Raw genomic sequence first — 20251 nt, forward strand, 5'->3', positions numbered from 1 at the left:
TGGGCCGCCTGGGGGATTCCACCCGGAATGCGCCCGCAACTCCGCCCGAAACAGAACGCTAACCCTCGCCCCCCTATCGGTGTATGTTCGATTCCAAGCCGGAAGGGGCCTGCCCTGATGGAAGCGTACGATAATGCCCGCCTCGACGCGGCGACGTGGTTCGACGGCATCGCCCGCCTGTCCGCCCGCATGGAGGGCGAGGCCCGGCTGGAAAACTGCCTGCGCCACGCGTTCCATCTCGCCGCCCTGACCCCGCCCCCGTTCGACCGGCTGACCGCCTGCCCGATGGACGAGGAGGCTTTCGAGCAACTGCTGGAGCGCGGGGCATGGGAAACGGCCGCGGCGGCGCTGGTCGGCGGGACGCTGCGGCACGAGATCGTGGCCCGCGGCGCGCGCGAAGCCGGCGCGCGGGTGTGGCTGGAAGGGCAATCGGGCGAAGCGCGCGTGCGCGCCTCGTCACCCGCGCGGGCGCTGGCGCTGGCCTGGTGCGCCTTCCTGCTGAACCTCGCCCCCGGGGGGACGGGTCAGCCCGGCGGCGCCTCCCACAAGTCGGCATAGATGCCGATCCGCACGGCTTCGGACGTGGACTTGGCGTCGAACTTGCGCATCACGTTCTTGCGGTAGATCTCGACCGTGCGCGGGCTGAGGTCGAGCAGCGCGGCGATCTGCTTGTTCGAATTGCCGTCCAGCAGGGCGACCAGAACGTCGCGTTCGCGCCCGGTCAACTGTTCCACCCGACCCCGTGCATCGGCGCGCGCGCGCTCGATCCGGCGCTGCCGGTCGCCTTCCTCGCTCAGGCGGCGAAGCGTGTCCTGGAACAGGCCCGGCTCGAACGGCCAGGCGAGATAGTCCATCGCCCCTTCGCGCATCGCGCGCACGACCCGGTCGGGGCTTGGCGCCTCGGCATAGAGCGAGACCGGGTAATAGCGTTGCCGCGCGCGCAGCCGGCCCATGAATTCGGGCAGCGTGCCTTCGTCGGATTCGACCATCAGGACCGCGCCGCGCGTGGGCAGCATGCGCAGGAACTCGCCCGCATCCTCGTAAATCTCGGCATGGACGCCCAGCGCCAGCAATTCGCGCGACACCTCCGCCCGGCGCCGCGAATCGCGGTCAATCACATGGACGAGGCCCCCGCTCGCCGCGTCGGTCACTTGCATTGCCGGCTTCACTGATCGATCCCAGTTCCCGCACAGATAATGCGACGCATTGTTATATGAGGAAGATAGGCAGGTCTGTGCCCCCAAGCCCGATCGAACCCCGTCCAACGCGGGGTTAATTAACCCAACGGTAAGTAAGCCGCAATCGTTTCATCGTCCGGATCGGTAACTTTCTGTCGTCACCCGGCGGGGCGCAGCGCGGATTCGATGTCGAGGAAATCCTGCCGCACCGATTGCAGCAGGTCCGCGTTGAAATCGGTCACGCTGTCGAGCACGGCCTTGCGCGCCGCGCCGTAGACCTGGAGCAGCGCCTGCGCGAGCGGAGCGTTGCGATCGACCCCCATCTCCAGCGCGGTGATCGCGGTCAGCGTGCGCGTCAGCGCCTTGCTGCGCAGCGAGGCATCGCCGCGTTCCTGCGCGAAAAGCGCGGAGCCGAGCCCGGCGATCGCCTGTTCCAGGCACAGCTGGACCAGCGCGGCCGAATCCCCGCCCTGGACGCGCGCGTCGAAGGCGCTGCGGCGATAGGCCTCGTGCGGATCGGTCAGCGCCAGCATGTCAATCGCGCGCGTTCCAGGCGTCGATCTGCGACTGCAGGAACGACAGCGTCGATTGCGACGAGGCGATGCGCGTGTCGGCCTTGGCGAAGCGCGCAATCATGTTGGCCCGCAGGCGTTCCTGCTGGTCGGCCAGCTTGGTCGCCTGGTCCGAGATGTCGGACGACTGCGACTGGTAGCGCGCGATCGACCCGGCGAGCGAACCGGGATCGCCGGTGCGCGAGGCCGCGCGCGAGATCTTGTCCACCGTCGCGTAGACGCCGTAGAGGCCGGTGGTGAACATCGCCGCGACCCCGCCGGGATCGCGCGCGAGCGTGGCGTCGAGGCGGGTCGTGTCGAGGCGGAACGTGCCGTCGCGCTCGATCGCCAGCCCCAGGTCCGACAGGGTGCGCGGCGCCCCTTCGGGCGCATTGGGCATGATCTCCATCCCGGCGAGGCCGGACAGCGTCTTCTTCAGCGTGCGCGCGCCGCTGTCGCGCGCGAGATCGCCCGACAGCGGATCGGTCGCCGCATTCAGCTCGGTCACGACTTCGTTCAGCGCGCTGACAATGTCCTGCATCGCACTGGCGATCGTGCCCACCGGGCTGGGAAAGTCGATCGTCGTCGGCGCGCCGGCATTGGTGCCCGTAAGCTTGAGCGACAGGCCCGGTGCGACCGTGCCGACATCGTTGGTCGCGCTCGTCATCGCCAGCCCGTCGAGCCGGAACTCGGCATCGGCCGAAGCGGCCAGCAGGCGCGCCGGGTCGCCCCCTGCGCCCGGGTCCCAGGCCAGTGCGGCAAGCCCTTCCTCGCCCGGCGTTTCGGTCGCCTCGATCACGAAGCCGCTCTGCGCGCCCTCGGGGCCCTTGACGACGAGCTGCGCGCCCTGGTCGGTCTGCGCGACATAGGCGGTCAGGCCCGCCTTCTGCGCGTTGATCGCGCCGGCCACGTCGTCCAGCGTCGCCCCGCTTGCGATCTCGATGTCCAGCGCCGCCCGCCCCGCGTCGGCGGTGAAGGCGGTGCCGTCGGTTTCGCCAAAGCGGATCGTCAGCGTGCCTGAACCGACCGCGGCCGCCGGGTCGGCGAAAGCCGGGCTGGCCAGCGTCTGCCGGCGCGCCAGCGCGGTGACTTCGAGGCTGTAGGACCCCGATCCCATCGTCCCGGCGGGGCTGCTCGCCGTCGCCACCGCGGGATTGGCGATCTGCGGCCGGACCGCCAGGTCGCCCGCGCGCACGCGGTCGCCCAGCGCGCTGGCCAGCAGCGAGAGCGTGTTCTTGAGCGACGACGCGGCCGAGATCTGCCGTTCCAGCTCCTCGCTGCGTGCCGCGAGGCGGTCGTTGCGCAGCGCGAACTGCGCGTCGGCAAGGTCGCTGGCCAGCTTGACCATGTCGACGCCGCTGCCCGCGCCGAGGCCGGCGATGATGGACGATACTTCGCTCATGCCGACCAGAACGGCCGCCAGTGGCCGGTGTTAAGCCCCCCGGGACTCACGGCGCGCGCCGCCCCTGGGCGTCGAAGCGCAGCTCCACCGGCACCTCGATCGCGGGGGCGGGCCGCTCCTCCCCGCGCTTGAGCGAGAAGACGAAGGCCAGCACCGCCGCCAGCGCGGCATAGAGCTCTTCGCGAATGGTCTGGTTCTCGCGCGTGGTGAAATAGACGGAGCGGGCGAGCTGCGGGTATTCGAGCATCGGCACGCCGTATTCGCGCGCCAGCTCCTTCATCGCCTGGGCCTTGTCCCCGCGCCCCTTGGCCAGGACCAGCGGCGCCGCCGCCTTGTCGGGATCGTAGACCATGGCGACCGCGAAATGGGTCGGGTTGGTCAACACGAACTGCGCCTCGCGCATGGCGTGGGCGACCCCGCCGGCGGCAATCTCGCGCTGGCGCTGGCGGCGATGCGCGCGCGCCTCGGGCGAGCCTTCGGCTTCCTTGTGCTCGTCGCGCATTTCCTGGTGGCTCATCTTCAGCCGCTGGTTGCGGCGCACCCACTGGATCGGGGCATCGACCAGCGCGATCACCACCAGCCCCCCGCCCAGCGCGAGGAGGAGCGAGATCACCGCGCCCCAGGCGGCGGAAAGCTGCTGCGACAGGTTGCCCCCGCCCAGCCCGACGATCGTGTCGAGCCAGTTGCGCGCCCAGAGCCAGGCGATAGCGCCCAGCAGCGCGACCTTCAGGATGCCCTTGCCCATCTCGATCCAGCCGTTGGGGCCGAACATCCGCTTCAGCCCCGAAAGCGGGTTGATGCGCGATCCCTTGAAGTTGAGGTTCTCGTTCACCCAGCGCCCGTCCGCGCTCGGCCCCAACTGGGTGACGAGCGCGATCAGGATCATCGGCCCGGCAATGGTGAGGATCGGGGGCAGCGCGGCGAGCAGGCCGGTCAGCATCATCTGGCCCGGCTGGAAATCGATCATCTCCCCCCGGTCGAACACCAGCGCATCGCGCACGATGCCGGTCATTTCCTCCAGCAGCCAGGGGCCGCCGAACATCAGCCAGGCACCGCCGAACAGGATCGCCGCGGCGGTCGTGATCTCGCGCGAGCGCAGGACGTCGCCCTTGCGCGCGGCGTCGCGCTTGCGCTTGTCGGTCGGGGCGAAGCTCTTCTCGCCGGCGGTCTCGCTCATCGCACAAGCACCCCGGTCGTCTGGTCGATCGACATCTGCACGATGTCGCCGAACTGGTCGTAGATCATCGGCGCAGCGATGATCAGCGCGGCGATCCCCGCCAGGACGCCGGCCGGCAGGCCGAGCGCGAAGAGGTTGAGCGAAGGGGCCGAGCGGCTGAGCACGCCGGTCACCATCTGCACCAGCAGGAGGACGAGCGTGACCGGCAGCGCGATCCGCACCGCGGTTTCGAACATGGCCCCGGCGAAGCCCGCGACCTGGGCGAAACCGTCCGCCCCCATCCAGGTGTCACCCGGCGGGAACGTGCGATAGCTTTCCGCGAGCAGCGCGATCCATTGCAGGTGCGCGCCCAGCGCGAGGAAGATCAGGGTCAGGACGATGGTGAAATACTGGCCGAAGGCGGTGGTCTGCCCGCCGCCGTTGGGATCGGCCGCCATCGCCATGCTCATCCCCATCGCGCCGCCGATCACCTCGGCCGCGATCGCCGGGGCGGCAAAGGCGATCTGCAGGACGAAGCCGAGCGCGAGGCCGATCGCGACCTCGCCCGCCACCGCCAGCATCCCTTCGGCCGACAGCAGCGCCGCGGGCGGCTCGACCGCGGGCATCCAGACCCCGACGAAGATCGCCAGCGCGCCGGTAAGGCACACGCGCACCGTCATCGGGACCGAGGCGGCGCCGAAGAACGGAGCGGCCAGCAGGCCGGCGCCGATGCGCGTCATCAGGAACACGATGCGCCAGAAATCCTGCTCTATCGCGCCAAGGCCGAGATCGAGTGCGATCACCGCCCGATCCTGGCGATTTCCAAGAAGATTTCCTGCATGAAGTCGCCCAGCAGCGCCATCATCGAGGCGCCGAACAGGACCAGCACCAGCGCCACCGCGGCCAGCTTGGGCACGAAGGTCAGCGTCTGTTCGTTGACCGAGGTCGCCGCCTGGATCAGCCCGACGACGAGGCCGATCGCGAGGCTGGCAAGCAGGACCGGGGCGGCGACCAGCGCGGTGATCCACAGCATCCGGTCCGCCAGCGCCAGGAGAAGGGGCATTTCGTCCATCGTATCGCCCTCCCCGCTAGACGAAGCTCGATGCCAGCGAGCCCATCAGCAGGGCCCACCCGTCGACGAGGACGAACAGCAGCAGCTTGAACGGCAGGGAGACGAGCATCGGGCTCATCATCATCATGCCCAGGCTCATCAGCACGCTCGACACCACGAGATCGATGACGAGGAACGGCAGGAACAGCATGAAGCCGATCTGGAACGCGGTCTTCAGCTCGCTGGTGACGAAAGCCGGCAGCAGGATCGAGAACGGCACGTCCGCCGGGCTGGCGAACTGCGGTGCATCGGCAATGTCGGCGAACATCTGCAGGTCGCGCTCGCGCGTCTGGCGGATCATGAAGGCGTGAAACTCGTCGCCCGCCAGCTCGATCGCCTCCTCGGCGTTGACCTGGCCGGCGGCATAGGGCGCGATCGCGGCCTCGTTCACCCGTTCCAGCGTCGGCGCCATGACGAACAGCGACAGGAACAGCGACAGGCCGATCAGGACCTGGTTGGGCGGCGATTGCTGCAGGCCCAGCGCCTGGCGCAGGATCGCGAGGACGACGATGATCCGGGTGAAGCTGGTCATCATCAGGACCAGCGCGGGCAGGATCGTCAGCAGCCCCATGACCAGGAGCAGTTGGAGCGACATGCTCAGCGGTTCGCCGCCGGCCCCGCCGAGTTCGCCGAAAGCCCGGTCGAGCGCGCCGGGAACGGCCGCCTGGGCCCGCGCGGCGGCCGGCAGCGCGAGGGCCGCCAGCGCGGCGGCAATCGCCGGGAGACGCTTCATTTGCCATTCTCCGCGATCGCCGGGCCTTCAGGCGACTGGCGGGCCGGCGCCTCGGCCAGGCGGGTCAGCCCGGCGCGCGAGGTGGAGACGAGGATCTCGCGCCCGTGGAACTCGATCACCGCGAGGCGCATCGTCGGCGACAGCATCGTCGTTTCCACCACGCGCACGGCCTTGGCGCCCCCGCCCTGCGGCGCGCCGAACTGGCCCTGCATCTTCTGGGCGAGCTTCAGGCTGCCCCAGATCATCAGGCCGATCAGCGGCAGCAGGATCAGCAGCTTGAGGATGTACCAGCCCATCAGGCCGCGCTCCCCTCCGGCTGGCGGGGCGTGACCTCGATCGGCGGCGCGCGCCGTTCGCGCGGAGCGCCGCCGCGCCCTTCGCCGACCAGTTCGAGGATCCGCAGGCCGAACCGGTTGCCCTCGGCCACGACTTCGCCCTTGGCGATCATCTTGCCGTTCACCAGCACGTCGAGCGGTTCGTCGGTCAGGCGGTCGAGCATGACGACGCTTTCTTCCGCCAGGTCGAGCACTTCGCGCAGGTTCATCTGCGTGCGGCCGAGTTCGACGGTGAGGCGGACGTCGATGTCCTGGATCAGGCCGAAGCCCTGGTTTGCATCGGTCATTGGGAATCCTTTCCGGGGGTTATCTGGCCGGTGAAAGTCTGGGTAATCTGCAGGGCGACCTGGTCGTCCACTTCGCCCACGGTGCCGCGCGCGATCACCGCTTCGCCGATCTGCAGCGGCACGTTGCGCGCGACCATGATCGGCAGGACGGTGCCCGGCTGGATCGCGGCGACGCGGTGGAGCGGCATCTGCATGTCCACCAGCCGCGCGCTGGCGGCCAGCGGCAGGTCGCAGAACGGCGCCTCGTCGATCCCGCGCTTGCGGCGCGAAACCGGGGCCCGGCGGGCCGAGGCGCGCTTGGGCAGGAGCGAGGCGAGCGCGGCGGTCTCGAGCGCGAGGACCAGCCGCCATTCGCGCCCGTCGGAGCCGGTGACGGCCAGGGTCAGCGCGGTCAGTTCCGCCTCCGGCGCGAACGGCGCGAGCAGGTCGGCGGGCGAGGCGTCGTCCTCGGCCTTGAACTCCAGCCCGGCCAGTTCCCCGGCCACGGCGGCGATCACCTTGCGTTCGAACCGGCGCGACAGCAGGCGCGCGGTATGCGGCAGGGCAGGCGGCAGTTCCTCGCCGATCTGGCCCGGGCCGCCGAACGTGCGATCGAGCTGTTCCAGGATCGCGCGCCCGTCCACCGCCAGGGCCAGGACGTGGCCGGCCACGCCGAAGCGGTGGCGGCTGATCGCCGCGAGCGGCGGGCACTGCGCGGCCAGCTGCGCCCCCTCGATCGCCTGCGATCCGAGCGAGGCGATCCGCACGCCGGCATCCTCGGCCAGTTCGGCGACGCAGGAATGCAGCGCCCCGCACAGGCGGGCGCCGAAACGCTCGAACTCCGGGCCGAGGTCGGCGATCGGCTCGCGCTGGCTCAGCAGCGCGTCGCAATGGCTCGCCGCGCGGCGCGCGGAGGGGGAAGGCGCGGCCTTGCTCATTGGACGATGAAAGTGCGGAAATAGATGTTGTCGACGCCGCCGAAGCCTTCCTGCTCGACCAGGACTTCGTTGACCGCGTCGGTCAGCCGCTTCTGCAGGCGCACCTTGCCGGCGCTCGAAATCACCTCTTCTTCCGGCGTGTCGGCCAGTTCGACGAGGATGCGCGAGCGGATCGCGAGCTGGTGTTCGTGCAGCCACATCAGCACGCGCCCGTCGCGGCGGGTGGAAGCGGCCAGGCTGACCTGGATCAGCCCGCTGGTATCCTTGAGGTTGGAGGTGAAATCCTCCGCGAAGCTGAAATAGGCGGTGCGGTACTTCGTGCCGCCTTCGCCGTGGACCAGCTCGACCGCGTCCTTCCCCTTGGCGGCCGGCAGGGCATAGGGGTCTTTCTCCCCCTTCAGCACGAACTGCGGCCCGGCCTCGCGCGCGGTGGCATCGGCGGTCTGGATCACGCCCGCGGCCATCAGGCCGAACACGGTGCCGCCCCCGGCGCCGACCAGCGCCAGGCCGAGCAGCGCGAACTTCATCACGCCGCGGCCCCTGGCGGGCTTGTCCTGTTTTGCCTTCTTGTCACTCATTCCTTCGGTTCCTCGGTTCTGGCTGTCTGTTCGGGTTCAGGCGTAGACCGCCGCGCGCCCGTCGCTGCGCGGCGTGCCGGGCTGGCTGCCGCCGTCGGGCCCGGCATCGCGCCCGCCGTCGCGGCGGTCGCGGCCATTGCCCTCGGCGGGATTGCCGTCGGGCCCGTGGCCGTCGGCGTTGCCCTCGCGCTCCGCCCCGGCACGGGCGGATGGGCCGCTGCCGGCCTGGCCGGTGCCGTTGGCCGGCGCGCCGTCGCCCTGGGCGAAAGCCGGCGCCGGGCGCTCGGCCACCGCGGCGGCGATTGCCCGGTGCGCCTCCGGATCGGCGGCGGAAAGCTGGACCGAGAGCTGCCCGTCGCGGCGCTGGTCGAACCGCAGCGACAGGTCGCCGAACTCGGCATGGTCGAGCGCCAGCGTGGCCGCCTTCGCGGTCACCGCCTCGCGCGCGGAGGCGAGGCTGTCGACGATCCGGCCCAGTTCACGGGCGAGCTGGGTCTCGATCGCCGGCTTGTCGGCGGAAAACGGGGTCGCGCCCTCGCCCGGCGCGGCGGGCGCGGCCATGGGCGAAAGCGGCTGGACGGCGGTGGTCGCGCCGGCCGGTGCGGCAGGGGCGGCGGCGGCGAAGGCGCTTGCCTCGGCGGCGGCGCGGGGCGCGGCGACAGGCGCTTCGCCCTGCGCGGCCCGGGCATGGCCGGCGCCATCGCGCTGACCCGCCTCGCGCCCGCCCGCCGTGTCGGCGGCGAGCGTCTTGGCCTGAACCGATGCGCCGTTGGCCGGGCCGGTCGCAGAGCCGCCGGCCGCGCTTTCGCCCTGCGGAGCCTGCGCGCGCGGCGCGACTTCGAGCGCAACCATCGGGCGGCTGGCCGGGATCTGCGCCTGGGCGGATGCGGGCTGGCCGGGTGCGGGCTGGCCGGTTGCCTGGGGCTGGCCCTGGTCGGCGGTCTGCCCGGTGGCCTTGCCGGCTGGATGCAGGTTCACGCCATCGGCTGTGGCGGGGATGGCAGGGCTGGCCGGGGTCGCCGGGGTATTCGCCAAGGCGGCAGGCGGCAACTCGCCGCCCCCGGCCGGCAAAGTCTTGCCGGTTCCGGCAATTGCCGGCACGCCGGCAAGCGCAACCGGCAATTCGCCGCCCGTGCCGCCGTCGGCAGTCTCGCCGCCTGCAACCTCTCCCCGGGCCTCGCCCTTGCCCTGCCCCGCCCCCTCGCCGTCTTGCGGCGCGACGGGGACGAGCGCGGTGCCGAGCATCGCGAGAAGCGCGGAAAACCCCCCTTCCGCGGAAGGAGCCTCGCCTGCGGCGGGGCGCGGTTCGCCGCCCGCCGGGCCCGCGGACATCTGCGTTTGCGAAAGGAGCTGCGAAATCATGGGCCTGCCGTTCTGCGTCTGCTACGCAGGCCGTTATTCAAGATGCGTGCCAGTTTTCCTTGCACGGGGAACGTCGTCGCGCGCCGCCTTCTCCCCGATCGCGCGGGCGAGGTCGCGGCGCCCCTCTTCGGCGCGTTGCAGGCGCCGGTCGGCAACCGCCAGCTGGGCCAGGCGGTCGTCCGCCGTGCGCCGGGCATCGGCGGCCTGGCGCGCGGCCGTCGCGCCCAGTTCGTTGAGGTGCGAGCCGAGCACGCTCGCGCTGCGCAGGTCCGCCCCGTCGCGCGCACCGTCGCGCAGCGCATAGACTTGCGCCAGCGTGCGCGTCCGGTCCGAAAGCTGCTCCAGCTTCTGCCGGACGGCTTCCGCCCGGTGCGCCTCGGCCGCGGCCTGGCGCTGCTCGGCGCAGCGCATCCGCTCGATCAGGCGGGCACGCCGAAGGCGGGCGGCGTCACTGGTCATCGCCGATCAGCTTTTCGAGTTCGGCCCGCGCCCGGCCCAGCGGGACCCGCTCGCCGACCGCCTGCCCCAGGAAGGCCGCGATCTGCGGCTGGAGCGCGATCCCGCGGTCGATCAGCGGATCGGCGCCGGCGCGATAGGCGCCCATCAGCACGAGATCGCGATTGCTCTCATAGGCCGAAACGAGCGCCCGCAGCTTGCGCGCGCAGGCATTGTGGCCGGCATCGGCAACGTCCGACATGACCCGGCTGAGCGAGGCGCCGACGTCGATCGCCGGATATTGCCCGCGCTGCGCGAGATCGCGCGAGAGGACGATATGCCCGTCGAGGATCGATCGCGCGGTATCGACCACGGGATCGTTCTGGTCGTCGCCATCGGCCAGCACGGTATAGATGCCGGTGATCGAGCCGCCGCTCTCCGCCGAATTGCCGGCGCGTTCGACCAGCTTGGTCACCGTCGACAGGGCCGAGGGGGGATAGCCGCGCGCGGCGCCCGGTTCGCCCAGCAGGATGCCGATTTCGCGGGCCGCGTGGGCAATGCGGGTCAGGCTGTCCTGGATCAGCAGGACGCGCAGGCCCTGGGCGCGGAAATACTCGGCCAGCGACGTGGCCAGCAGGGCCCCGCGCAGCCGCAGGTTGGCGGCATGGTCGGCGGGCACGGCGACGACCGCGGTGCGCGCCGCGGCCTCCCCCTGCATGTGCCGTTCGACGAAATCGGAAACCTCGCGCGCGCGCTCGCCGATCAGGCCGACGACGACCACGTCGGCCTGCGCCCCTTGCGCGATCATGTCGATCAGGACCGACTTGCCCACGCCCGAACCGGCCATGATGCCGACCCGCTGACCGACGCCGAAAGTCGTCAGCGCATTGATCGCGCGAATGCCGGTATCGAACGGTTCGCGCACGCTGGCACGGTCCAGCGCGCCCGTGCGCTTGCCCCCCGCGGGCCACTGGGCCCCCGCGTGCAGCGGCGGCCCGCCGTCGATCGGTTCCCCCAGCCCATCGACCGCGCGGCCGAGGTAGGCCGGGCCGACCGGGAGCATCCCGGGCCGCCCTTCCGGCCTTACCGCCACGCCCGGGCGCAGCAGCACGCTGTCGCCCAGCATCATCATCATCGTGCGCCCGTTGCGGAACCCGATCGCCTCCGCCGTCAGCGTCGTGCCCTTGCCGTCGTCGATCCGGCACAGGCCGCCGATCGGGACCGAGAGGCCGCTCACCTCGATCAGGCCGCCGTCGCAGGCCGCCACCCGCCCGAACCGTCGGGGGGAGAGATCGAGCGGCGCAGCCGAAAGCTCGCCCAGCGTCGCCTCGGCCAGGGTCAGCACTCGCCGAACGCCTCCGCCAGGATCCGGCGCCATTGCGCCGGCCCGTCCTCGATCCCGCCGTCCTCGCTGTCGATCCGCAAGCCGCCGCGTTCGATCGCGGGATCGGGCACGAGCGCGATCCCTTCGGGCAGGCGGCTTTCGACGAGGGCGAGGTCTTCGGGATGGAGCAGCACGCGCCGTTCGTCCTGCGCGCGCTGGAGCATGGCCACGGCCTTTTCCACCCGCGCCGCGAGCCCTTGCGGGTCGATCGCCAGCGGCAGGACCGCGTCCTCGCACAGGGCGAGGACGGTCTGGCGCAGGCGTTCGCGCAGGGCATTGGCGCTGGCCGCGTCGAAGCGGGCGAAAGCCAGCTCGATCGCCTCGCGCCGGCCCTCCTCCTCGGCGGCGCGCTGGGCCGCGTGGGCTTCCGCCTCGGCCCGGCCTTCCTCGAACCCGCGGCGATAGGCCTCGGCCACCGGGTCGGGCGCCGGCTCCGGTGCGGGGTCCTGGGCGCGCTCGGACGGCCCCTTGAACAGGCCGGAAAAGCGCGGATCGCGGGCGAACCCGCCGCCGCCGCGCAAGCGGTCGAGCGGCAGGGTGGCCCTGAGCGCGGCGGCGCTAGACATAGTCGTCGTCTCCCCCGCCGCCGAACACGATCGTGCCGTCGGCGGCAAGTTTCTTCGCCACCGCGATGATCGCCTTCTGCGCGGCCTCCACGTCGGCGCGCTTGATCCGGCCGCGTTCCTCGATCTCGTCGCGCAGGCCATCGGCCGCGCGGCTCGACATGGCGGCGAAGAACACCTCGCGCTGCGGCTCCTCCAGCCCCTTGAGCGCGTCGATCAGCAGTTCGCTTTCGACCTCGCGCAGCAGCTGGCCCATCATCTGCGGGTCCAGCTCCAGCAGGTGCTCGAACTTGAACAGCTCGCTCTCCAGGTCGCGGGCCAGTTTCTTGTCCAGCTTGTTGAGGCCGGGCATCACGCGCTTTTCGACGCTGCGCGCGGCGCTGTTGATGATTTCCGCCGCCTCGCGCACGCCGCCCATCTCCAGGCGCTTGATCCCGTGGACGCCGGCAATGCGCGCGGCGAGCGTTTCCTCGAGGATCGCAATCGCTTCGGGCGAGACCGGGCCGAGCTTGGCGATGCGGTGCACCACCGGGGTATGGAGCGGCTCGGGCAGGCCGGCGAGGACCGCGGCCGCGGTCGCCGGCTCCAGCTGGACCAGGAGAACCGCGATCGCCTGCGGGTGCTCGTCCTGCACCAGCGGGATCAGCACTTCGGGTTCCAGCCACTGGGCGATTTCCAGCGCCGGGGTGCGCGGGGCGTTTTCCGGCGGCGCGACGCGGCGCATGATGCTGTCGGCCTTCACTTCGCCGAGCGCGCCGGTCATCAGTTTGCGCACTTCGTCCACCCGGCCATGGGCCGAGATCCCGGCATTGCCGGCGGTGCTGGCGAAACTGGCGATGGCATCGGCGATCGCGCTCGGCCCGATCTCCCCCATCTCGCACATCTTCGCGCCCAGCGTCCGCAGTTCCTCGGGCGAAAGGCCGGCGAGCAGCCGGGCGGCGTCTTCCTCGCCCAGCAGCATGACCATGACGGCGGCGCGATCGGCGCCATCGAATTCGATCGGAACGCTCATCACGCGACCCCTTCGGTGCTGCGGTTCTCGCCCAGCATCCGGCGCAGGGCCAGCAGCGCGTCGTCCGGCTGTTCGCGCGCGATCCGCTGGGCCAGCTCGATCTGGGCCGACAGTTCCTCGCGGCTCGGCTCATCGGGGCGGGCCGGCAGCGCGGTGCGCGGCGTCTGGGTGATCATCGTCGGGTCCTCGCCCTCGGCCGGGGCCTCGTCGCTTTCGCCCTCGCCCTTGCCGGTCACGCTGCGCATGATCGGACGGACGACGAAGAACAGCACCAGGAGGACCGCGATCAGGGCCACGCCGTTGCGCACGACCATCGCGAACCACGACTGTTCCCAGAACGGGATTTCTTCCGCCACGACCGGTTCGAACGGGCGGACGACGACCGCGACGGTATCGCCCCGGTCGGGATTGGCGCCGACCGCGGCGGCCACGAGCTGTTCGAACTTCTGCAGGTCCGCGGGCTTGGCATCCTTCAGCGCATCCTGGTTCAGCGCGACCGCGACCGACAGGCGCTTCACGCTGCCCGGCGCGATGTTCGACACGGCGACCTCGCGCCCCAGTTCGTAGGTGCGGGTCGCGCGGCTTTCGCCGATCTCGTTGGCCGCGCCCTGGGCCGGGCCGCCCTCGGGCGCGCCTTCGACCGCCTCGGGCGCGGGCGGCGGGGTATTGGCGAGGACGCCGGGAACGCCGGCCGCCGGGCCCATCGCCGCCGCGGTCGAGGTCTGCGTCGTCTCGCGGCGCACCGCGCCGTCCTTGTCGTAGCTTTCGCGGGCCGAGGTCACCTCGTTCATGTCGAGCGCGACCTGGATCTCGCTGGAGAAGTTCTCCGCCCCGATCATCGGGGTCAGCAGCTGGTCGATCTGCGAACGCAGCTTCGCCTCCATCCGGCTCTGGAGTTCCAGCCCGTCGCTGTCGCCGCCCTGCGGTTCGGACAGGAGCCGCCCGTGCTGGTCGACGATGCGGACCGAATCGATCGACAGCCCCGGCACCGATCCGGCGACGAGGTTGGCGATCGCGGTGACCTGCGAATCCGAAAGCTGGCGGCCGCGCGCCATGCGCAGCATGACCGAGGCGGTCGGCGGCACGCTGTCGCGCACGAAGACCGAGCGTTCGGCCTTGGCCAGGTGGACCCGGACCGATTCGACCCCGTCGATTTCCTTGATCGTCAGCATCAGGTCGCGTTCCTGCGCCGCGCGCAGGCGGTCGCCCTCGAGCGTGCGGCTGGCCCCCATCGGCAGCGAATCGAGCAGTTGCTGGCCGGTCTCCGGCGTCGCGAGCGCGCCGTCGGAGGCGACGACCATGCGCGCGCGGTAGAGATCGTCCTCGCCGACGCTCAGCGCCCCGGTGTCGTTGTCGATCGTGTAGTCGATCGATGCCGCGTCGAGCGCGCTGACGACGCCGGCACGCTCGGCATCGCCGAGCGAGGAGTAGAGCATCCGCTGCGGCGCGGGCGAGAGCCCGGCCCAGACGAGCGCGAGCAGGCCCGCGAGCGCGAGCCCGGCGAACCACGGCAGGGCCTTCTTCACCGCCGGCTGCGCGACGAACTGCGCCGCGCGGTCGCGCAGCGAGCCGCCGCCGCCGCGCAGCGGCGCGAGCAGCGAGCCCGGGGAGGCATTGGCGGGAACGAGTTCGCTCATCTATCAGACCCCCATCCGCATGATGTCCTGGTAGGCGGACAACAGCTTGTTCCTGACCTGCAATGTCGCCTCGAAGGCGACGCCGGCTTCCTGCCGCGCGAGCATGACTTTCGCGATGTCGGTCACTTCGCCGCGTTCGTAGCCCTCGGTCAGCGCGGAGGCGCGCGACTGGGCCTCGTTCACCCCGTCCAGCGCATCGCGCAGCGTATCGGCAAAGCCGCCGCCGGCGGCCGGTTCGGCGGCGGGCGCGGCGCCGCCGACCTCGCGCGTCTGGTGGATTTCCTGCAGCGTGCTGGACCGTTCCAGGATCTGCTGGCGCAGGGCCATGATCTGCTGGACCGAGCCGGCGCCGCCCATGCCGTTGATCGCGCTCATCGGCCGCCTCCCACGGCCAGGCCGGCTTCACGGAAAGACGCCAGCCGGTAACGCAGCGTGCGCTCGGAAATGCCCAGCTGGCGCGCGGCCTCGGCCCGCTTGCCGCCGCAGGCGTCGAGCGTTTCCATGATCGCGCGCGCTTCGGAAAGCTGGACCACTTTCGAAAGTTTCCTGCCCGCGACCGGCCCGGTGGGGGCGGCGGGCATGTCCCCGGCCGGGGCGGCCTCTGCCGCTGCCGGCGCGGATACTGCCGGCGCGGCGGGCGCGGCGGCTTCGCGATCGACCAGGCGCGCCGGGCGATCGAACACGATGTGTCCGGTGCCGATCGCATCGACATCGCCGGCCAGGACCAGGGCCCGGCGCATGACGTTTTCCAGCTCGCGGATATTGCCCGGCCAGCCGTGCTGCTTGAGCATGGCGATCGCGCCATCGGTCAGCCACGGCACTTTCGCCCCCTGCGGCGCATGGCGCAGCAGCATGGCGAAGGCGAGCGGGACGATGTCGGTCGGCCGCTCGCGCAGGGCCGACAGCGTCATCGGGAAGACATTGAGGCGATAGAACAGGTCGGCGCGGAAGCGGCCTTCCTCCACCTCCAGCGGCAGGTCGCGGTTGGCGCAGGCGATGATCCGCACGTCGACCTTGACCGGGGTGGTCGCGCCGACCGGAACGACTTCGCCTTCCTGCAAGGCGCGCAGCAGCTTGGCCTGGAGCGAGAGCGGCATCTCCGCGATCTCGTCGAGCAGGAGCGTGCCGCCCTCTGCCGCGCGGAAGAAGCCTTCGCCGGCCGCGTTGGCGCCGGTGAAGGCGCCCTTCTGGTGGCCGAACAGCAATGCCTCGAGCATGGTTTCGGGAATGGCCGCGCAGTTGACCGCCACGAACGGCTTGTCGCGCCGCGCGCTGCGATTGTGGATGAACTGCGACAGGACTTCCTTGCCGGTGCCGGTCGGCCCGTTGATCAGGACCGGGATGTCGGTCTGCGCCAGCCGGTCGGCCAGCGCCAGGACCGAAAGCGATTCCGGGTCGGCCGCAACCGGCCCGCCGCCCGCCCCGGCGACCAGCGCGACGAGCGCGCCGAAGGTCGCTTCCGAAACAGGGTCGGCATATGTGAGCCTGGCCCCGGTTCCCTGGCGGTCGATGGCCGGCCTGTCGGCGCGATCCAGCGCAATGGCATTGGGCAACCTGCCCGCCCCCGCCTCGCCGGCATCCGCCAGGTGCACCGGCCGGCGCGGCAGGAGCGAGGATGCAATGCCCGCGAACTTGCCTGCCACCGGTGCGTGAGCTTTCTCGAAGCCTTCCGTCCGCTCGATAGTTCCCACTTCAGCCCCCTGCTGATTAACCAAGTTCCGTTCGCGAGCGGTATTGGAGCCGGCATGGGCAACATCGACTTAATGGTTAACGGCGAAATCAACTTAAGGAAAAATACGTAGCGGCCGAAATCTGCGCCGAGCCCCTAAAACTTTTCGCGGCCCTGCCGGTCTTCGCTCCAGCTACCGCCCAGGATGGGTTTCTCGGGGGGAGCGTTCGAAGAGCATTGTGGGAGTTTGAACAATGGCTGTTATCAATACCAACACCAGCGCGATGCGTGCGGCGAATGCCTCGACCGCGGCCGACAAGGCCCTGGGCACCGCGATGGAGCGCCTGTCGACCGGCAAGCGCATCAACAGCGCGAAGGACGACGCCGCCGGCCTCGCCATCGCCACGACCATGACGGCGCAGGTCCGCGGCATGAGCCAGGGCATTCGCAACGCCAACGACGGCATCTCGATGGCGCAGACCGCCGAAGGCGCGCTGAACGAAGTCACCAACATGCTGCAGCGCGTCCGCGAACTGGCCGTGCAGTCGGCTTCGGGTTCGTACCAGGATTCCGATCGTGGCTACATGGATTCGGAAGTGACCGAGCTGAAGGCGCAGATCGCCAGCATCATCTCGGACACCGAGTTCAACGGCAATGCCGTGTTCGACACGGCCGCCGACGTGACGCTCGACATCCAGGTCGGCGCCAACAGCGGCGACACGGTCACGCTGACCTCGACCGCGATCACGACCGACATGTCGACCCTCGCGGTGGATACCTCGGCCAACGCCAGCACCACGATCGACACGGTCGACGCGGCCCTGGCCGAAGTCGCCGCGACGCGCGCTTCGCTCGGTGCCGGACAGAGCCGCCTCGAATCGGCGGTCAACAACCTGAGCAACAACGTCACGAACCTCTCCGACGCGCGTTCGCGCATCGAAGACACCGACTATTCGGCTGAAACGACCGCGCTCGCCAAGGCGCAGATCCTCAGCCAGGCTTCGACCGCGATGCTGTCGCAGGCCAACCAGAGCCAGCAGAACGTTCTTTCGCTGCTGCGCTGATCTCTTCTCCGAAGAAGACCGGGCCCGGGGCTGGATTTCCAGCGCCGGGCCTTTTTTTCACGCCTAGCCGCCGGCCCCGGCGGCGCGGACCGGCTGGGTCAGCAGGGCCAGGCGGCATGCGGCGAAGTCAACGTCGCCCAGCCCGCCTGCCAGCGCGCATTGCCCGGCCGCGACCTGCCGGTCGCCGACGGCGACCGCGCCATCCAGCGGCATGACCAGCAAGGGCCCGCGATAGCGCGCGGCGGCTGCCGCGCCGGGGGCACCGGCCACGCGGTCGAGCCGGAAATGCGGGCCATCCACCAGTGTCGCCGCGCCTTCGCCCGTGCTGCGGCGATAGCGCGCGGCGTCGTAAGGCGCGCCTCTCGCCACCGCGACCGCTTCGTCGAGATGCAGGTCGCGCGGGCGGCCATAGTCGTAGAGGCGATAGGTCACGTTGCTGTTCTGCTGGATCTCGACCAGCGACAGGCCGGGCCCGATCGCGTGGACCGTCCCGGCAGGAAGATAGAAGAAATCGCCGGCGCGCACCGGGTGCCAGGCGAGCAGCCGCTCGATCGAGCCGTCGAGCGCGGCGGCGCGGATCGCCTCGGCCGACAGCGGCCGTTCGAACCCGATCGCGAGCGTGGCCCCCGGCTCCGCGTCGAGCACCAGCCAGCATTCCTCCTTCCCGCGCGCGCCGGGCGGAGCCTGGGCATCGTCGGGGTGGACCTGGACCGAGAGCTTCTCGCTCGTGAACAGGTATTTCGCCAGGATCTCGGGCAGTTCGGGGGGCGGTTCGAACCAGATTTCCCCGATCCGCTCCCCTTCCGGCGCGGCGAACGGTTCGGGCAGGCTGTCGCGCCCCCAGACCTTGGCCACGGCCCTGGTGGGAAGCAGGCGCCCGCTCATTGCCTGCGCGCCCCGTCGAGCTTGCCGACGCGCTGCGCGCCGCCGGCGCTGGTCACCAGCACCTCGTCCCCGTCGACCACCACGATCACGTCGTCTAGGCCGATGCACGACACGCGCGGCCCGTCGCTGTCGACCATGACATTGCGGCAATCGACCAGTTCGGCCGGGCCGCGCGCCACGTTGCCCTGCCGGTCGGGCCCGCCATCCCGCGCGTCGCCGCCGGCGCGGCGCGCGTCGCGCAGCGCGGACCACGAGCCGATGTCGGACCAGCCCATCGCCACCGGCACCAGCGCGGCACGGCCGGTGTTCTCCATCACCGCGTAGTCGATCGATTCGCCCTCGACTTCGGCGAAAGCGGCTGCGTCGGGGTGAAAGTGCCCGCCGTCCCAGGCTCCCTGCGCCACGGCGCGGGCCGCGCCTTCGGCCATCACCGGCCGATAGGCGGCGAGTTCTTCGCGGAACGTGTCGGCGCGGAAGGCGAAGATGCCGCCGTTCCAGTCGAACCCGCCCGCGGCGAGGAAGGCGCACGCCCGCTCGGCATCGGGTTTCTCGACGAAGCGGGCGATCTCGCACCCGCCGCCCTCTATCGGTGCGCCACGCTCTATATAGCCATAGCCGGTTTCCGGTCCGTCGGGCGCGATGCCGAAGGCGACCAGCCGCCCTTCGGCGGCCAGACCCGCCGCCGCCGTCACCGCGCGGCGGAAGGCATCGGTATTGGCGATGTGGTGGTCGCTGGGGCAGACGAGCATGATCGCCTCGCCCGGCAGGAGGTTCGCGGCGAGCGCGATCGCCGGGGCCGTGTTGCGCGCCGCCGGTTCGACGACCAGCCGCATGTCCGGCGTTCCCTGTTCCTCCACCAGCGCCACGTGGCGCTCGCCCGCCACGACCAGCGGCGGGGCGAACCCTTCGCCGGAGCAGCGGGCCAGGGTCTGTTCGAACAGCGAGCTTTCGCCCAGCAGCGGCAGGAAAGGCTTGGGCCGCACCGCGCGGCTGCGGGGCCAGAGACGGGTGCCGCTGCCCCCGCACAGGATGATCGGGTGAATCGTCTCGCTCATGCCCGCCCCGTCATCGGACACCTCGCGCCCGAGGGCAAGGCGCAAGCCGCGCGCCCGGCCTGCACGGCGCGGCCTAGAACCAGCGCTGCCGCCAGTAGAACGGCGCCGGGACCGGGTTGCCCGCGGCATCGGTCGCCGGGCGGAAGCGCAACCGTTCGGTCACCAGGCGGCAGGTGATCCGGTCTGCCTCCGGGTCGGGGCTGGGGCGATAGACGGTGCAGTTGGAGGCCCGGCCGTCGGTGCCCACGATCACCCGCACGATCACCTCGGTCCCGCGCCGCGCGGCGCGCCCGCCCTCGGGCACCGGGTAATCGCGCGCGTCGTCGATCCCGCCCGAAACGTGGACGGGCTTGTTCACCGCGCCGCCCCCCGCGCCGCCGCCGCCCTGCCCGCTGCCGGTGCCGGTGCCCGTGCCGCCCGCGCCGGTGCCCTCGCCGCGCTCGCGCGCGCCCGAGCTCGCTGCCGTGCCGGTGGAGGATGCCTGCGGCACCGGCACCGGGGGCTGGATCCGCACCGGCGGTTCGGGCGCGGTCACTTCGCGCGGTGTCGCCTCGCGCCCTTCCTCCCCCGCGGCGCCGGGATCGGGCTCCGGCTCGGGATCGGGCAGTTCCTCGGGCGGGGTGGTCACGGTGACGGTGATCGCCTCCATCACCTCGCGCTCGACCGAGCCGGTGAAGTCGGGGGCAAAGGCCTTGGCGAGGCCATAGACGGCGAGCACGTGCAGCAGCGCGACCAGCGCCAGCGTGCCCAGGCGCGGCCTGCGCCGCGCCGATGCGAACCCGCCGCGGCCGCCTGCCTGCTGCGCCCCCTGCCGATCTGCCATAGTGCGGATCACCTCCCACCATGCGAAATCCGCGCGCCCCCCGCGCGGTTCCCGCACGCGATAGCGCCAGATCCGCGTGCGCCGGACAAGAAAAAACGGCGGCCCCCCAGGGGA

Annotated in this window: 25 protein-coding genes; 3 read left to right on the forward strand and 22 right to left on the reverse strand. The window is 71.2% G+C overall.

What is annotated here, in order from left to right:
• The first annotated feature begins 117 nt into the window (after window positions 1-117).
• The gene (locus T8T98_RS11985; RefSeq protein ID WP_251105017.1) at window positions 118-558 is read left to right on the forward strand and encodes a hypothetical protein; all 441 of its coding nucleotides are present in this window, start codon (window positions 118-120) and stop codon (window positions 556-558) included.
• Here T8T98_RS11985 and T8T98_RS11990 read toward each other — a convergent pair.
• The 19 genes from T8T98_RS11990 to T8T98_RS12080 all read right to left on the reverse strand — a co-directional run bounded on the left by T8T98_RS11990 (window position 525) and on the right by T8T98_RS12080 (window position 16284).
• Entirely contained in the window at window positions 525-1157 is a 633-nt protein-coding gene (locus tag T8T98_RS11990; RefSeq protein ID WP_160734327.1) for a response regulator transcription factor, read from the reverse strand. The genes T8T98_RS11985 and T8T98_RS11990 overlap by 34 nt on opposite strands.
• Window positions 1158-1336: 179 nt before the next feature.
• A complete protein-coding gene (locus tag T8T98_RS11995; RefSeq protein WP_160734326.1) occupies window positions 1337-1711 on the reverse strand; it encodes a flagellar protein FliS in 375 nt (124 codons plus the stop codon).
• Between the two features lies 1 nt (window position 1712).
• Window positions 1713-3131 (reverse strand): flagellar filament capping protein FliD, encoded by a 1419-nt coding sequence (fliD, locus tag T8T98_RS12000; RefSeq protein WP_160734325.1) that lies wholly within the window; start codon window positions 3129-3131, stop codon window positions 1713-1715.
• A 46-nt stretch (window positions 3132-3177) separates the two neighbouring features.
• A complete protein-coding gene (locus T8T98_RS12005) occupies window positions 3178-4308 on the reverse strand; it encodes an EscU/YscU/HrcU family type III secretion system export apparatus switch protein (RefSeq protein WP_251105016.1) in 1131 nt (376 codons plus the stop codon).
• On the reverse strand, window positions 4305-5090 hold the full coding sequence (gene fliR, locus T8T98_RS12010; RefSeq protein WP_251105015.1) for a flagellar biosynthetic protein FliR: 786 nt from the start codon (window positions 5088-5090) through the stop codon (window positions 4305-4307). The genes T8T98_RS12005 and fliR overlap by 4 nt, the downstream gene beginning before the upstream one ends.
• Entirely contained in the window at window positions 5087-5359 is a 273-nt protein-coding gene (locus tag T8T98_RS12015; protein WP_160734322.1) for a flagellar biosynthetic protein FliQ, read from the reverse strand. The genes fliR and T8T98_RS12015 overlap by 4 nt, the downstream gene beginning before the upstream one ends.
• 16 nt (window positions 5360-5375) lie before the next feature.
• Window positions 5376-6131, reverse strand: coding sequence for a flagellar type III secretion system pore protein FliP (fliP, locus tag T8T98_RS12020; RefSeq protein WP_251105014.1), 756 nt, complete (start codon window positions 6129-6131; stop codon window positions 5376-5378).
• Window positions 6128-6427, reverse strand: a complete 300-nt coding sequence (locus T8T98_RS12025; protein WP_251105013.1) for a flagellar biosynthetic protein FliO — start codon at window positions 6425-6427, stop codon at window positions 6128-6130. Before T8T98_RS12025 ends, fliP begins: the two co-directional genes overlap by 4 nt.
• On the reverse strand, window positions 6427-6753 hold the full coding sequence (gene fliN, locus T8T98_RS12030; RefSeq protein ID WP_251105012.1) for a flagellar motor switch protein FliN: 327 nt from the start codon (window positions 6751-6753) through the stop codon (window positions 6427-6429). Before fliN ends, T8T98_RS12025 begins: the two co-directional genes overlap by 1 nt.
• On the reverse strand, window positions 6750-7670 hold the full coding sequence (locus T8T98_RS12035; protein ID WP_251105011.1) for a FliM/FliN family flagellar motor switch protein: 921 nt from the start codon (window positions 7668-7670) through the stop codon (window positions 6750-6752). Before T8T98_RS12035 ends, fliN begins: the two co-directional genes overlap by 4 nt.
• Window positions 7667-8248 (reverse strand): flagellar basal body-associated FliL family protein, encoded by a 582-nt coding sequence (locus tag T8T98_RS12040; RefSeq protein ID WP_160734317.1) that lies wholly within the window; start codon window positions 8246-8248, stop codon window positions 7667-7669. Before T8T98_RS12040 ends, T8T98_RS12035 begins: the two co-directional genes overlap by 4 nt.
• Window positions 8249-8284: 36 nt before the next feature.
• Window positions 8285-9580, reverse strand: coding sequence for a hypothetical protein (locus T8T98_RS12045; protein WP_322295680.1), 1296 nt, complete (start codon window positions 9578-9580; stop codon window positions 8285-8287).
• 63 nt (window positions 9581-9643) lie between these two features.
• Window positions 9644-10069: a hypothetical protein gene (locus tag T8T98_RS12050; RefSeq protein WP_251105009.1), complete on the reverse strand. Its 426-nt coding sequence runs from the start codon at window positions 10067-10069 to the stop codon at window positions 9644-9646.
• A complete protein-coding gene (locus tag T8T98_RS12055; protein WP_251105008.1) occupies window positions 10059-11390 on the reverse strand; it encodes a FliI/YscN family ATPase in 1332 nt (443 codons plus the stop codon). The genes T8T98_RS12050 and T8T98_RS12055 overlap by 11 nt, the downstream gene beginning before the upstream one ends.
• A complete protein-coding gene (locus T8T98_RS12060; RefSeq protein WP_251105007.1) occupies window positions 11384-11995 on the reverse strand; it encodes a FliH/SctL family protein in 612 nt (203 codons plus the stop codon). The genes T8T98_RS12055 and T8T98_RS12060 overlap by 7 nt, the downstream gene beginning before the upstream one ends.
• Window positions 11988-13004 carry a flagellar motor switch protein FliG gene (gene fliG, locus T8T98_RS12065; protein WP_160734312.1) on the reverse strand — a complete coding sequence of 339 codons (1017 nt, stop codon included), beginning with the start codon at window positions 13002-13004 and terminating at the stop codon, window positions 11988-11990. Before fliG ends, T8T98_RS12060 begins: the two co-directional genes overlap by 8 nt.
• Complete coding sequence (fliF, locus tag T8T98_RS12070; RefSeq protein WP_251105006.1) at window positions 13004-14641, reverse strand: flagellar basal-body MS-ring/collar protein FliF; 1638 nt, start codon at window positions 14639-14641, stop codon at window positions 13004-13006. Before fliF ends, fliG begins: the two co-directional genes overlap by 1 nt.
• A gap of 3 nt (window positions 14642-14644) precedes the next feature.
• Window positions 14645-15016 (reverse strand): flagellar hook-basal body complex protein FliE, encoded by a 372-nt coding sequence (gene fliE, locus T8T98_RS12075; RefSeq protein WP_160734310.1) that lies wholly within the window; start codon window positions 15014-15016, stop codon window positions 14645-14647.
• Window positions 15013-16284: a sigma-54 interaction domain-containing protein gene (locus T8T98_RS12080; RefSeq protein ID WP_251105005.1), complete on the reverse strand. Its 1272-nt coding sequence runs from the start codon at window positions 16282-16284 to the stop codon at window positions 15013-15015. Before T8T98_RS12080 ends, fliE begins: the two co-directional genes overlap by 4 nt.
• 6 nt (window positions 16285-16290) lie before the next feature.
• Here T8T98_RS12080 and T8T98_RS12085 point away from each other — a divergent pair, with 6 nt between their 5' ends.
• A complete protein-coding gene (locus T8T98_RS12085; RefSeq protein ID WP_251105004.1) occupies window positions 16291-16443 on the forward strand; it encodes a hypothetical protein in 153 nt (50 codons plus the stop codon).
• Between the two features lie 121 nt (window positions 16444-16564).
• Entirely contained in the window at window positions 16565-17374 is an 810-nt protein-coding gene (locus T8T98_RS12090; protein ID WP_160734308.1) for a flagellin N-terminal helical domain-containing protein, read from the forward strand.
• A gap of 63 nt (window positions 17375-17437) precedes the next feature.
• Here the strand turns inward: T8T98_RS12090 and T8T98_RS12095 are convergent, their stop codons facing one another.
• From T8T98_RS12095 to T8T98_RS12105, 3 genes are all read right to left on the reverse strand, one after another.
• Window positions 17438-18259, reverse strand: coding sequence for a class I mannose-6-phosphate isomerase (locus tag T8T98_RS12095; protein ID WP_251105003.1), 822 nt, complete (start codon window positions 18257-18259; stop codon window positions 17438-17440).
• Window positions 18256-19314: a mannose-1-phosphate guanylyltransferase gene (locus tag T8T98_RS12100; protein ID WP_251105002.1), complete on the reverse strand. Its 1059-nt coding sequence runs from the start codon at window positions 19312-19314 to the stop codon at window positions 18256-18258. The genes T8T98_RS12095 and T8T98_RS12100 overlap by 4 nt, the downstream gene beginning before the upstream one ends.
• Before the next feature lie 73 nt (window positions 19315-19387).
• A complete protein-coding gene (locus T8T98_RS12105; protein ID WP_251105001.1) occupies window positions 19388-20137 on the reverse strand; it encodes a TonB family protein in 750 nt (249 codons plus the stop codon).
• Window positions 20138-20251 lie beyond the last annotated feature (114 nt).

This window comes from Pelagerythrobacter marinus (genome assembly GCF_034375205.1).
Taxonomy (GTDB): domain Bacteria; phylum Pseudomonadota; class Alphaproteobacteria; order Sphingomonadales; family Sphingomonadaceae; genus Pelagerythrobacter; species Pelagerythrobacter marinus.